A 12,832-nucleotide genomic window follows, 5' to 3' on the forward strand; every position below is an offset into this window, starting at 1 on the left:
CGCCGGGGGCCTCGCCGGTCTCAGAGCGACATCTTGCCGTTGTCGACGGTGTAGATCGCGCCGTGCACGGCCGAGGCGTCGTCCGAGCACAGGAACGTGACGACGTTGGCGACCTGGGCGGGGTCCATCAGCCCGCGGGCGCTCGCGGTCTTCATGATCAAGGTGTAGTCGGGATCCTCGGGGAAGGTGAAGTTCTCGACCATCCGGGTGGTCATTCCGCCCGGGCAGACGGCGTTCACGCGGATCCCGCGGGCGTCGAATTCCAGCGCCATGGCCCGGGTCAGGCCGATGAGGCCGTGCTTGGCGGCGCAGTATCCGGCCGAGTACGCCTGCCCTTCCACCCCGGCGGTCGAGGCGACATTGACGATGCAGCCCCGCCGTTGCAGCAGGTGGGGGAGCGCCGCGCGGGAGAGGAAGAACGGCGCGCTCAGGTTCACGGCCAGATCGTGCTGCCACTCGTCGTCGGTGACCCCCGCGGTGTGGCGCATGGTGTGTGCGCCCGCGGCATTGACGAGAATGTCGAGGCCGCCGAATTGCTCGGTGCAGGCGCGCACCGCCTCGGCGCAGGTGTCGGGGTTCGCGAGATCCGCTGCCAGCCAAGCGGTTTCGGGACCGGTCAGGACCGCTTCGAGTCGTTCCTTGTCGCGTCCGACGCCGAACACTCGCGCTCCGCCCGCGGCGAGGGATCGCGCCACGGCCTCTCCCAGTCCGGAGGACGCTCCGGTCACCAGGGCGACCTTTCCGCCGAACCGCCCGGCCTCGTTGTCCGCCATACCCGTCTCCAATCCATTACCGGACGGCTACCGAACCGCCGCCACTAGAACGTGTTCTAACGTAGCGCGGTCCGGCGTTCCGGTGCGGTGATCGACGCCGACTTCTCGGAAGGTGCGGCTAGCGGGTCGATCCGATCGAGAAGACGGAGTCGATGAGCCTGGTGAATCGGCGGGTGAGATCCTCGGCCGATTCCTCGGGGTGCTCGCGCGCCCACGCCATGATGGCGTCGACCGTCGCGGTCCAGATCCGCGAGAGCGCGTCGATATCGTGCTCGTCGGTATCGCCGAGGGCATGCAGGAAGCGGCCGACGCCGGCGGTCGCGTGGGTGGCGATGCGGTCGCGGTAGGCGCTGGTGAGTTCGCCGGAGGGGCCGGTGTCGGGGGCGCTCGGGTCGTGGATGACGCGCCAGGCGCAGCGGTCCGGGCCCAGGGTCTCGAAGATGCCGTGCAGGGCCTTGCCCGGCATGGTGAACGGCTCCGCGTCGCTGCCCATCTCCTGATCCATGCGGGTCAGCAGCGGTTCTCCGATGTCGGCCAGGCAGTCTGCGTGCAGCTGTTCCTTGGAGGTGAAGTGCTGGTAGACAAGCGCTTTCGAGATGCCCGCGCGGGCGGCGATGGAGGCCATGGAGGTCGCGCCGAAGCCGCGGTCGGCGAACTCGCGCAGTGCCGCGGCCAGGATCTCCTGGCGACGATCGTCCGATGGCATGCCCTTGGTTCCCAGACCCACGGCCGTTGACATGACCCAGAACTTACCCTACGGTCACTTCAACTGATGTGACCGGGTGGTCATATCAAGGATTCGAGAGGTACGCGGGTCATGTCCCTGTGGGAGCAGATCAACCAGCCGGTGACCTACGCGATCCCGTTCTTCGTGCTGGCGATGGTGCTCGAGCTCATCGCCCTGCGCGGGCACGAGGACGATCGTGCCGGGTACGAGAAATCCGATGCCCGCGCCAGTCTCATCATGGGCGCGGTATCGGTGTTCATCAGCGGTGCGGCCAAGCTCGTGGCATTGATCGTCTACGCGGCGCTCTACGTGCACGCCCCCTGGCAGCTGGATCCGCGCAATCCGTGGTCCTGGGTCGCGGTCATGGTCGGCGTCGATCTGCTCTGGTACCTCTATCACCGCACCTCGCACCGAGTCCGGCTGGTCTGGGCGGCACATCAGGTCCACCACAACAGTCGGTACTTCAACTACGCGACGGCGCTTCGGCAGAAGTGGAACCCCTGGTTCGAACTGCTGGCCTGGCTGCCCCTCCCGCTGCTCGGCGTCCCCCCGTGGATGATCTTCACCGCCTGGTCCTTCAATCTGGTCTACCAGTTCTGGGTGCACACCGAGACCATCGGGCAATGCCCGCGCTGGTTCGAATTCGTCTTCAACACCCCCTCTCATCACCGGGTCCACCACGCCAGCAATCCGGAATATCTGGACCGCAACTACGGCGGCATCCTCATCCTCTGGGACCGCCTCTTCGGCACCTTCAGAGCCGAAACCTTCCGTCCCACTTACGGACTCACCAAGAACATCGAATCCACCAACCTGCTGACCCTGCAATACCACCAGTTCGCCGCCATCTGGCGCGACGTCCGCTCCACCTCGCGTCTGCGCGACCGCCTCGGATACACCTTCGGCCCACCCGGCTGGGCCCCCGCGCCCGGAGCGACCGACCCGGATTAGATCCGATCCGGATGCCGCGACGGTGCGCGGTTCCGACGGGGGTGCGCGAGTGTGTGGCCGGGTCGTCGGGCGGTCAGCTCGGTGGGCGGAGGCCTGAGATCAGGAGGTCGACCATGCGGCGCGCGTCGTAGCGGGGATCGCTGTCGGCGCCGATGCAGAGGTTGCCGACGCCCCGCATGAGCTCGTAAGCGTCCGTGTCCGTGCGTATTTCGTGCTCGGCGGCGGCCGCGTCCAGGAGTTGGGCGCACACGGGCACCAGGCGGTCGAGGAAGTAGGCGTGCAATGTCCGGAAGTCGGCGTTGTCGGGCCGCAGCACGGCGGCCAGGCCGTGCTTGGTGACCAGGAAATCCACGAAGATGTTGATCCAGCGGCCCAACGCGGAGAACGGGGACGGGCTGCCCGCCAGCAGGGCCGGGCCGGCGTCGGCGCAGGCGTCGACCTGATGCCGATAGACGGCGATGATCAGATCCGCGCGGGTGGGGAAGTGGCGGTAGATCGTGCCGGTTCCCACGCCCGCCCGAGTGGCGATATCGCGCACGGGCGCTTCGACTCCCGAGGTGAGGAAGACCGTCGCGGCCGCGTCGAGCAGGGTGTGCATGTTCCGCCGGGCATCTGCTCGTTTGTGCTGCGGAGTGTCCTCGTTCATCGCGCCCCTTTCCGTGGCCGGGCTGTCAAACCTAGCAATCGCCGTATGCGGGCGTGCTGCCCGGAGCCTTGCTAAACGGAACTTTGTTCCATATTGTAAACGGAACAAGGTTCCGTTCAGTGTCGGGCGGGTCCCTTGTCGCAGCCCGCATCGTGACCGATTCGGGCGAAATCACTCGCTGAAAAAGGACGATCGCTATGCATGACGAAGCTATGAGGACGGCTGTTCCGATTGTCTCGGTGAAGCCGGTGGTGCTGGCTGCTCCGGAACGGGGTACGGACCTGCTGGTACGGGTGTCGGCGCCGGTGTCCGGGCACGATCTGCCGGTCATCGTGTTCTCGCACGGGTACGGATGGTCGCTGGACGGCTACGGCCCACTCGCGGATTACTGGGCCGCGCACGGCTTCGTGGTCATCCAGCCGACGCATCTGGACTCGCGCACGCTGGGCATTCCGGCGGAAGATCCACGTACGCCGCTGATCTGGCGGATCCGTGTGGCGGATCTGACTCACGTGCTCGATCGACTCGATCGTCTCCTCGACGCTGTTCCCGGTCTCGCCGAACGCGTCGATCCGAGTCGGATCGCGGTGGCCGGACATTCCTGGGGAGCGCAGTCGGCGAGCATGCTGCTGGGCGCGCGAGTTCTCGATTCCGCCGGTGAACCCGGCGAGGATCTGTCCGATCCACGGGTCGGTGCCGGAGTGCTGCTGGCGTTGACCGGCCATGGCGGAACCGACCTGTCCCCGTTCGCGGCCGAACACTTTCCCTTCATGAGCCCGAGCTTCGCTGATATGCGCACTCCCGCCCTGGTGGTCGCGGGTGATCATGATCAGTCTCACCTGTCGCTGCGCGGTCCGGACTGGTTCACCGACGCCTACTTCGCGAGCCCCGGTGACAAGAGCCTGCTGACCCTGTTCGGCGCGGAACATTCACTGGGCGGGATCGTCGGGCATCAGGTCGCCGAGACGACTGACGAGAGTCCCGAACGGGTTTCGATCATTCAGCGGCTCAGTTCGGGGTACCTGCACAGGACGCTCGGCAAGGACGAGTCGGGTTGGCGGGAGGCGGGAAAAGCCCTGGCGCACAGCATGAATCCGCTCGGAAGCCTCGTGTCCAAGTGACACGGGGCCGCCGAGCGCATCGAACGATGCAACCTGCTCCGGCCTAGACCGTGAAGGAAGTGACGCCCTCGAGCACGCGAGCGATCTGCGCCTCGGTGAGTCCCGGCCACAGTGGCAGCCGGACAATGGTTTTGGAGAACTCGGCGCTGCGGACGCACGGTGTGGGTGTGCGGCCGAGCTTCAGGCCCGCGGGGGAGGAATCCAGCGGGATGTAGTGGAAGGGCGCGACGATTCCCAGCTGGGACAGGTGGCTGATCAGGTCGTCGCGACGCTGCTCGCTCGGCACCCGCAGGTAGTACAGGTGCGCGGTGTGCTCACGGTCGCCGGGCACCGTCATGAGGCGAACCTCGTTGCGGGCGGCCCAGTCCGGGAGCGCGGCGGCGTACGAGTCCCAGACCCGGTGGCGGTTGGCCTGGATGGTGCCGAACTCCGAGAGCTGCGCGTCCAGCACGGCGGCGTTCAGTTCGCTGGGCAGGTAGCTCGAGCCGATGTCCTGCCACGAGTACTTGTCGACGGACCCGCGCAGGAAGCGGGCGCGATCGGTGCCCTTCTCCCGGATGATTTCCGCTCGGGCCATGAGGATTTCGTCGGTGAGCAGGATGGCCCCGCCCTCACCGCAGTGCACGTTCTTGGTGTCGTGGAAGCTCAGCGCCCCGACGGTGCCGATGGTGCCCAGCGGGCGGCCGCGCCAGCGACCGCCGAGGCCGTGCGCGTTGTCCTCGATGAGGGCGAGGCCGTGCGTGTCGGCGAGCTCGCGCAGTCGCTGCATATCCGCGCCGACCCCGCCGTAGTGAATGATCACCACGGCCTTGGTGCGCTCGGTGATGGCCGCGGCCACCGACTCGGGATCGATATTCCCGGATTCGAGGTCGATATCGGCGAAAACCACTGTCGCGCCGCGCAATGCCATGGCGGTCGCGGTGGAGGTGAACGCGAAGCTCGGGACGATCACCTCGTCGTCCGGACCGAGTTCCAGCAGCAGCCCGGCCATCTCGAGCGCGGAGGTGCACGAGGTGGTGAGCAGCGCGTGCGGGGCGTCGGTGATCTCGCGCAGCTTGGCGGTCGCGGACGCGGTGAACGGTCCGTCACCGTGGCTGTGATCGGACGACAGCACCGCCTCCACGTTCGGCAGTTCCCGCGCCGCCCGGAAGGGGCGGCTGAAGATGATGCGGTCAGTGCTCACTCGGTTCGATCCCTCTCGTCGCTGCGGCGCTGTTCCGATAGTCGTTGCTGCCGTTCTGGTTTCGGCCGTTCCGCGACGCCGTATCCGGACGCGGCGTCGGTGAGTCCACGGTCAGGTACAGGGGTTTGCCGACGAGTACGTGCAGCGCCACCCCGAGGTATTCGGCGATCAGGCCGAGCGAGAAGAGCACCGCGCCCGAACACAACAGCGTCACCGTCATCAGCGAGGCCCAGCCCTCGGGATCGGTGCCGCTGTCGGTGAGCGCGTGATAGACGACCCACGCCGCCATCACCCCGCCCGCCAGCGCGAGGGTCAGCCCCAGCATGCTCACCAGCCGCAGCCCGCGAGTTCCGCTGCACAGCACCATCTTCCAGAACAGCGAGAACAATCGCCGGTAGTTGTACCCGGACTCCTCGCGACCCTCGGCGCGCAACTGCACCGGCACCTGCGCCACATCGCTCACCACCCAGGTGAGCGCGACATCGAGATACACGCCGTTGGAGGCGACCTGCGCCAGCTGCCGCGCGATATCGCCGCGGATCAGGCGGTAGCTCTCGAACCGGGTCGAATCCGGGAAGGCGAACACGGTCGCCAGCACGATCTTCGCCCCGCGCGAGGTGATGTTGCGCAGGAAGCCGTGCGGCCGGGTGTTGACCGGCTTGGAGTAGACGAGATCGGCCCGCTGCGCGAGTGCCGCGTCCAGGAATTCGCCGATGAAGGCCGGGTCGTGCTGTCCGTCCTCGTCCATGGTGACGGTCCAGTCGCCGCCGGCCGCGGCCATACCCGCGATGGTCGCCGCGTCCTGCCCGAAGTTGCGGCTCATCCAGACCACCCGCACCTGCGGATAGGTCTGCTCGAGTTCCTGCAGCACCACATCGGAGCGATCGGGTCCGTGATCGTGCACGAGGATGATCTCGCCGACCTGGAAGGCGGTGCCCGTGGGCGTCGTGGCCGGCGTGCTCAGCTTGTCCAATTCGGCGACGAGCGCGGAGATGGTGTCTTCACCCCGGTATACGGGAACGACGACCGACACGGCGTGCACTCGCGCCCGGTCCGAAGAACCGGGGGAGACGCTCGGAGCGGTCGCGCCCCGGGAGGTACTTGCGGACGGAATCGGCATCAGCTCAATCGACTTTCGATGACGGTGCGTGCCGGTGCTCCTCGCCAATCCACAGAGCCCGAGCCGCGCTGAACTCTAACATGGTGCAGGTCGTGGCCTCCGGCGCAGCTGATCATCACCGCACCATCATTGCCGCACAGGGCGATGCCATCCCAACGGGCTCCCTGTAGGGTTCGGTACTCGTGGTGGAAAGTGCAGTGTCGACGGTGGCCGGGACCACCGAATCCGAGCCCGGGGAGCGTTCGGCGAGGCGCGAGGTGTTCCGATGGGGCGGTGTCACCGCGCTGGGTGTGACGCTCGGCTACATCGCGGTGCTGCTGGCCAACGCCCGGCACTTCTATACCGATGACACCGAATCCCAATACACCGGACTCTGGGTCTATTTCGGTCGCGCGTTCCGTGACGGCAACTTCCCGTTGCTCGCGCCGGATCAGTGGATGTCGGGCAATTACACCAATGAGGAAGCGGGCCTGTTCAACCCGCCGCAGCTGCTGATCGATCTGATCGCGCCCTCGGTGCCCAACCTGGCCGTGTACGCCACCATCGTCAAACTGATCTTCGCCATCATCGCCGGGCTCGGCGTGTACCGGGTCTGCCTGGCCTACGGCGGCCGGGTCCAGTGGGCCGCGGTCGCCGGTGTGGCGTTCCCGTTCACGGGCTTCTTCCTGTTCTTCGACGAGGCCAGCTGGTTCACGGCCATGACCGGAACCGCGTGGATGATCCACGCGTGGGCCTCCTCGGTCCGCTATGTTCGCGGTCAGGGCGGGCCGATCCCGGTCTTCGTGTATCTGTACCTGGCGATCTCGGTGCAGTACGTGTTCCCTGCGGTCGAGGCGGCGCTCGTGCTCGTCGCGGTCGTCGTCGGCGAGATGGTGATGTCGCGGGCGGGGCTTTTCACGCCGCTGGCCCGGATCGTGCGCGCGGGATTCAAGAACACCGCCGAGGCGACCGCCGAACTCGGCGAGTGGTGGCGGACCCCGGGCAAGGCGATCGCGCGCCTGACCGCCGTCGCGGTGTTCGCGGGCATGGCCGGACTGCTGACCTTCCTGCCGAGCATGCTCTCGGCCAAGGTCAGCTGGCGCGGCACCTCGCAGATCAATAACGACCAGTTCCTCACGGTGCCGTGGTCGGAATCGCTGAACGCCAGCCTGCCCAGCACCATGCCCGCGTTCAATTCCTGGTGGGGCTACGTGCAGCCGCTGCCCATGGTCTACATCGCCTGGTTCCTGATTCCGGCGCTCGCGTTCGTCGACTGGTCCAAGGCTCGGGCGCACTGGAAGGAACTCAGTTCCATCGCGCTGTTCTCGGGCATGGTGCTGATGTGGACCGCCGGTCCCGGCACCATCGGCCCGCTGCGCTGGCCGGCCCGCGTGCTGCCGATGCTGGCGCTGGGCCTGCTGGTGCTGGTGTGCGTGCTGCTCGGCAGGTTCGGCACCACGCGCGATCTGCGCACCCGCGGCATCGCGGCGACCGTGCTGATTCTGCTGCTGCTCGCGCGCACGTTCTCCGCCGATCCACGCGACATCGTGTGGCATCTGCTGTCCGCGATCGTGGTGGCCGGACTCGGTGCGGGCGTGGTGTGGCTGTCCCGCAATCGCGGCCTCGCGGCCGGCGCCCTGCTCGCCATCGTCGCCATGTTCCCGATCGCCTACTTCCAGGTGTGGAGCGTGCAGCCGACCCCGATGTCGTGGAACCTGCCCGCCAACCGCGAGGACGCGAAGGACAAATTCCCGAAGTTCGACAGCGGCACCACGATTCAGCTCGGCGACCGCGGGCAGTTGCAGAACGCCGACAAGAGCCTCGACGGCGCCTACGGCTCACTGGTGTGGGGCAACTACGCCAAGGATCTCGAGAAGAACTACGTCAACGGCTACACCCCCAACGGGCACTTCTACTTCGGCGAGATGCTGTGCATGAAGTGGGACGGCAGCAGCGCCTGCCCGCCCGGCAGCCCCGACCCGTACCAGCGTCTGTTCCTGCCCGAGGCCACCACCGGCCGCACCCTCGCCGACCTGATGCTGATCGATCGAGTCGTGTTGCAGCGCACCCAGTATCCCGAGGCCGGGACGCTGCCCGCGCCCGACGGCTGGCACTTCGTCGACGTGCCCGGGCACGAGAAGTACATCTGGGTCCTCGAGCGTGACGGCGGCGCGATCTCCACGGTCAACGGCCGAGTCGCGGACGCGCACGGTGTGACGGCGACATCGCTGGAGGAAACCGGTATGTCGAGCCGGGTGCGGGTCTCCTCGGAGTCCGGCGGCAAGGTGGTGTTCGCCCGCCTCGGCTGGCCCGGCTACCGAGTCACCCTGAACGGCAAGACGATTCCGTTCACGACGGTCGCGAAGGTGTTCGTCGCGGTGAACATTCCGGCCGGGACCGACAAGGCCGAGCTGGAAGTGACCTGGCGGCCGCCGGGCTGGAAGATCGGCCTCGCCAGCGCGGCGGTGGGCCTGCTGGGCCTGGGATCGCTGCAGTGGCTCTACATCCGCTCGCGCCGTGACGACGAGGACCAGCAGCCGGACGCACCCAGCCCGGAGCCGGATCGCGAACTGGTGGACTCGCTTTCGTGACCGCCGAACGGTTCGCCGCCGACCTCGTGCCCGCGTCCTCGGACGGTGATGCCGCCGGTTCGGCGGAGGGTGGCGTCGGTTCGCCGGTGGGAGACGCTGCCGGTTCGTCGGGTGGTGATGTCGCCGGTTCGTCGGGTGGTGATGTCGCCGGTTCGCCGGGTGGTGACGTTGCCGGTTCGACGGGCAATGACGTTGCCGGTCCGGCGGCAGGCGCCGCCGTCGTGCCGCCGGACGGGCCGGCGGTGTCCGGCCCGGACCGAGCGGGCGAATCCGCTTCCACGGCAGCGGATTCGGCCGAGGCGGTCCCCGCTTCCGCCGGGCCGCTGCTGCGATTGGTGCGGCGGCAGGAGATCGCGTTCGCACTGGTCGGCGGGTTCAACACGCTGATGGGCATGGTGCTCACCATCGTGTGGCTCACGGTGCTCGACGGTGCGGTGTCGGAGGATGTGGCGGCCGCGCTGTCGGTCGCGCTGGCGTACGCCGTGGGAATGGTGGTCGCGTTCGTCCTGCACCGCACGCTGGTGTTCCGGGTGCGCGGGCAGGTGTTGCGCGATTTCGTGGCGTTCGTCGGGGTGAACGCGGTCGGCATGGTGCTGAACATGGTGCTGCTGCAGCTGGCCGTGTCCGTGCTGCACGCGCCCGCCAAACCGGCGGCCGTGGTGGTGATGGGGCTCGTCGCGGTGGGCAGCTTCTTCGGGCATCGGCACATCTCGTTCCGCCGATCGCCGGAGGATGCCCGGCCCGGCGTCTCCGGGTCCTAGCCCGATACCGCCGGGTCCCAGCATTCCGTCGCCGGGTCCCAGCATTCCGTCGCCGAGTCCCAGCGGCGTCGCGGAGTTCCATCGCGACGTCGCCGATTCACGCCTCGTCCCTGGCCGACTTCTGGACGAGCTCTTCCGATCACCGGGTTCGTCGGCGCAGTCTCTGAAGCTGCGCCACCTATGGCCGGTTCGTCGGGGCAGTCTCTGAAGGTGCTCCATCTATGGCCGGTTCATCCGGGCAGTCTCTGAACCTGCTACGCCGATTGCCGGTTCGTTCGGTTTGTTCCTTGGACGGGCTCTGCCGATTGCTGGTTCATCCGGTCTGTTTCTTGGACGGGCTCGGCCGGTTCCCGGCTCGTCGCGGCCGATTCCCGGACCTGCCCTGCCGGTTCCCGGCTCGTCGCGGCCGATTCCCGGACCTGCCCTGCCGATTCCCGGCTCGGCTCGGCGGCCCGGTAGGTTGTCCTGCATGTCGGAGGAAATCCTGGACGCCACCCTGCTGAGCCTGCTCGCCTGCCCGCAGGACAAGGGGCCGCTGCTGCTCGTGCGCGACGAGCAGGGCAGTGATCTGCTCTACAACCCGCGTCTGCGCCGCGCCTACCCGGTCGACGGCGGGATCCCGGTCCTGTTGATCGACGAGGCCCGCGACGTGAGCGACGCGGAAGACGCCGCCTTCATCAGTAGCTGATCGGCAGATCGCCGGTGAGGTACCGCTGGACCGTGGGGCCCACCGAGACCGCCAGCTCGGCGATGGACATGGAGGCGATCGGCTCGATCTGGATGATCTTGCGGGTGACCAGCAGCCCGGCCAGCTGAGACGCCGCCAGCACCGCCCGTTTGTCACCCGACCCGGGCGGTGAATCCACCCGGGTCCGAACATCTTTGAGCACCACGTCGAGCAGGAACGTGCGCACCAGCGCGGGGTCGCCGCTGCCGATCAGCGTGCGGAACGCCGCGACCGCCTGCACGCCGGCGGGGGAGTCCCACACGGTGAGCACCGCGCGGACGATGGTCTCGCCGAGCTGTTCCAGCGGCACGGCCGCGATCTGGGTGAGGATCACATCCGGGTCGACCGGGAATTCCAGTGCGGCGGTGAACAATTGCTGCTTGGTGCCGAAATAGTGATGCACCAGTGCGGGATCCACGCTCGCCGCGGTGGCGATCGAGCGGATCGACGCCCGATCGAATCCCACCTGCGCGAACCGCACCCGGGCGGCGTCGAGGATCGCCTCCCGGGTGCCGGAGTGCCCGGGTCTGCGCCCGCTGCGGTGTCCGTTGCCGCTCGTCACGCGGTGCGCCGCCGCAGGGTCGCCGCGCCCAATCCCAATGCCACGATCGCGAATCCTGCCACGACCGCCAGATCCCGCCACATCAGCCCCGTCGCCCCCGTGTGCGCCGACACCTGCTGCAGCGCGTCCACCGCGTAACTCAGCGGCAGCACATTGCTGATCGCCTCGAGCCAGCCCGGCAACTGCCCGCGCGGCACCAGCAGCCCGCACAGGAAGAACTGCGGCAGCACGATGACCGGCATGAACTGCACCGCCTGGAATTCGGTGCGAGCGAACGCGCTGGCCAGAAGTCCCAGTGCCACACCGAGAACGGCGTCGACCACGGCGATCAGCACCACCAGGATCGGGCTGCCCTCGGCCTGCAGGTCCAGCAGCCAGAACGACACCACACACGCGATGACGGCCTGCCCGGCGGCGGCGACGGAGAAGGCGGTGCCGTAGCCGCCCAGCAGGGCCGGCTTGGACAGCGGCGTGGTCATCAGGCGTTCGAGCGTTCCCGACACCCGTTCGCGCTGCATGGCGATGGCGGTGATGAGGAACATGACCACGAACGGCAGCACGCCCAGCATGGTGATGCCGACGCGATCGAACAGCCGCGGTGCGCCGGGCACGGTCGGGTAGTTCTTGTAGACGAAGTACAGCAGCGTCATGAGCAGCGCGGGCACCAGCAGGATCATGGCGACCGTGCGGTGATCGGCCTGCAGCTGCTTGAGGATTCGGAGGCTGGTGGCGGTGTAGCAGCGCAGCGGACTGGGACCGCCGGGACGCTGGTGGGTGGTGGTCATCGCGCTTCTTCCTTCCTGATGAGTGCGAGGAAGGCGTTCTCCAAGCTGGATTCGCCTGTATCGGAACGCAATTCGCCGGGGCTGAGCTGCGCCAGCAGGCGACCCTCGCGCATCAGCAGCAGTTCGTCGCAGTGTTCGGCCTCATCCATCACGTGGCTCGACACCCGCAGGGTGCGGCCCTGCTTCGCGAGGGCGTGGAACTGCTCCCACAGATCCGCGCGCAGCACCGGATCCAGGCCGACGGTGGGCTCGTCGAGCACGAGCAGTTCCGGATTCGCGACCAGCGCGCACGCCAGCGAGACGCGGGTGCGCTGCCCGCCGGAGAGTTGATTGCCGCGATGCCCGGCGCGTGCGCCCAGGCCGACGGCGGCGATCGCGTCGTCGATATCGGTGCGCGAAGATCCGTACAGCGCACCGAAATACGCGACATTGTCGGTCACGGTGAGGTCGTCGTAGATGCTCGGCGCCTGCGTGACGTACCCGATGCGCCGGCGCAGGCCGGCCGATCCGGCCTCGTCGCCGAGCACCCGCACCGAACCTTTCTCGACGACCTGGGTGCCGACGATGCTGCGCATGAGTGTGGTCTTGCCGCAGCCGGAGGGCCCGAGCAGGCCGGTGATGCTGCCGCGCGGCACGGTCAGCGAAATGTCCTGGAGTACCTGTTGTCCGCCGCGCCTGACCTCCAGATGTTCGATCGCGATGGCGGGGGAGGCGCCGGTGGGCGCGTCGCCGGGAGGTGAGGCAGAGCTCGGGGCCGTCATGGTCACCCTCAATTCATCGTGTGTTGAATTCACTGTGTGATGAATTGTGCGACGCGGGTGCGGATAGCGCAAGACCCCGGACCGCGTGTCAACGCGACATGCCGGGGTCTTGTGGAATACGCCCAGGTGGGGAGGTTGAGTGTGG

General features: G+C 67.7%; 13 protein-coding genes. 5 read left to right on the plus strand and 8 right to left on the minus strand.

Annotated elements, in window-relative coordinates:
* Positions 1-20 precede the first annotated feature (20 nt).
* Both NJ1_RS22590 and NJ1_RS22595 read right to left on the minus strand, forming a co-directional pair.
* Positions 21-773 (minus strand): SDR family NAD(P)-dependent oxidoreductase, encoded by a 753-nt coding sequence (locus tag NJ1_RS22590; RefSeq protein WP_067697610.1) that lies wholly within the window; start codon positions 771-773, stop codon positions 21-23.
* Positions 774-891: 118 nt separating this feature from the next.
* Positions 892-1,512, minus strand: coding sequence for a TetR/AcrR family transcriptional regulator (locus tag NJ1_RS22595; protein ID WP_067697612.1), 621 nt, complete (start codon positions 1,510-1,512; stop codon positions 892-894).
* 78 nt (positions 1,513-1,590) lie between these two features.
* Between NJ1_RS22595 and NJ1_RS22600 the strand changes: the two genes are divergently transcribed.
* Complete coding sequence (locus NJ1_RS22600; RefSeq protein WP_067697614.1) at positions 1,591-2,451, plus strand: sterol desaturase family protein; 861 nt, start codon at positions 1,591-1,593, stop codon at positions 2,449-2,451.
* A gap of 73 nt (positions 2,452-2,524) precedes the next feature.
* On the opposite strand, the gene NJ1_RS22605 is transcribed toward NJ1_RS22600, so the two are convergent.
* Positions 2,525-3,097, minus strand: coding sequence for a TetR/AcrR family transcriptional regulator (locus tag NJ1_RS22605; protein ID WP_067697616.1), 573 nt, complete (start codon positions 3,095-3,097; stop codon positions 2,525-2,527).
* A 212-nt stretch (positions 3,098-3,309) separates the two neighbouring features.
* Here NJ1_RS22605 and NJ1_RS22610 point away from each other — a divergent pair, with 212 nt between their 5' ends.
* Positions 3,310-4,218: an alpha/beta hydrolase family protein gene (locus NJ1_RS22610; protein ID WP_084478621.1), complete on the plus strand. Its 909-nt coding sequence runs from the start codon at positions 3,310-3,312 to the stop codon at positions 4,216-4,218.
* Between the two features lie 43 nt (positions 4,219-4,261).
* Here NJ1_RS22610 and rffA read toward each other — a convergent pair whose 3' ends face one another.
* The gene (gene rffA, locus NJ1_RS22615; protein ID WP_067697621.1) at positions 4,262-5,401 is read right to left on the minus strand and encodes a dTDP-4-amino-4,6-dideoxygalactose transaminase; all 1,140 of its coding nucleotides are present in this window, start codon (positions 5,399-5,401) and stop codon (positions 4,262-4,264) included.
* A complete protein-coding gene (locus tag NJ1_RS22620) occupies positions 5,391-6,443 on the minus strand; it encodes a glycosyltransferase (RefSeq protein ID WP_084478622.1) in 1,053 nt (350 codons plus the stop codon). Before NJ1_RS22620 ends, rffA begins: the two co-directional genes overlap by 11 nt.
* Positions 6,444-6,778: 335 nt before the next feature.
* Here NJ1_RS22620 and NJ1_RS22625 point away from each other — a divergent pair, with 335 nt between their 5' ends.
* The 3 genes from NJ1_RS22625 (at position 6,779) to NJ1_RS22635 (ending at position 10,540) form a co-directional block, all read left to right on the plus strand.
* On the plus strand, positions 6,779-9,091 hold the full coding sequence (locus NJ1_RS22625; protein WP_067697731.1) for a hypothetical protein: 2,313 nt from the start codon (positions 6,779-6,781) through the stop codon (positions 9,089-9,091).
* Positions 9,088-9,852, plus strand: coding sequence for a GtrA family protein (locus NJ1_RS22630; RefSeq protein WP_245717526.1), 765 nt, complete (start codon positions 9,088-9,090; stop codon positions 9,850-9,852). The genes NJ1_RS22625 and NJ1_RS22630 overlap by 4 nt, the downstream gene beginning before the upstream one ends.
* Positions 9,853-10,321: 469 nt before the next feature.
* Positions 10,322-10,540, plus strand: a complete 219-nt coding sequence (locus tag NJ1_RS22635; protein WP_067697623.1) for a Trm112 family protein — start codon at positions 10,322-10,324, stop codon at positions 10,538-10,540.
* Here NJ1_RS22635 and NJ1_RS22640 read toward each other — a convergent pair.
* The 3 genes from NJ1_RS22640 to NJ1_RS22650 are packed head-to-tail and all read right to left on the minus strand — an operon-like array spanning position 10,530 to position 12,687.
* The gene (locus NJ1_RS22640; RefSeq protein WP_067697624.1) at positions 10,530-11,141 is read right to left on the minus strand and encodes a TetR/AcrR family transcriptional regulator; all 612 of its coding nucleotides are present in this window, start codon (positions 11,139-11,141) and stop codon (positions 10,530-10,532) included. The genes NJ1_RS22635 and NJ1_RS22640 overlap by 11 nt on opposite strands.
* Positions 11,138-11,926: an ABC transporter permease gene (locus NJ1_RS22645; RefSeq protein ID WP_067697625.1), complete on the minus strand. Its 789-nt coding sequence runs from the start codon at positions 11,924-11,926 to the stop codon at positions 11,138-11,140. The genes NJ1_RS22640 and NJ1_RS22645 overlap by 4 nt, the downstream gene beginning before the upstream one ends.
* Entirely contained in the window at positions 11,923-12,687 is a 765-nt protein-coding gene (locus NJ1_RS22650; protein ID WP_067697626.1) for an ABC transporter ATP-binding protein, read from the minus strand. The genes NJ1_RS22645 and NJ1_RS22650 overlap by 4 nt, the downstream gene beginning before the upstream one ends.
* Positions 12,688-12,832 lie beyond the last annotated feature (145 nt).

Origin of the sequence: Nocardia jejuensis NBRC 103114 (assembly GCF_001613145.1) — a bacterium.
Taxonomy (GTDB): domain Bacteria; phylum Actinomycetota; class Actinomycetes; order Mycobacteriales; family Mycobacteriaceae; genus Nocardia; species Nocardia jejuensis.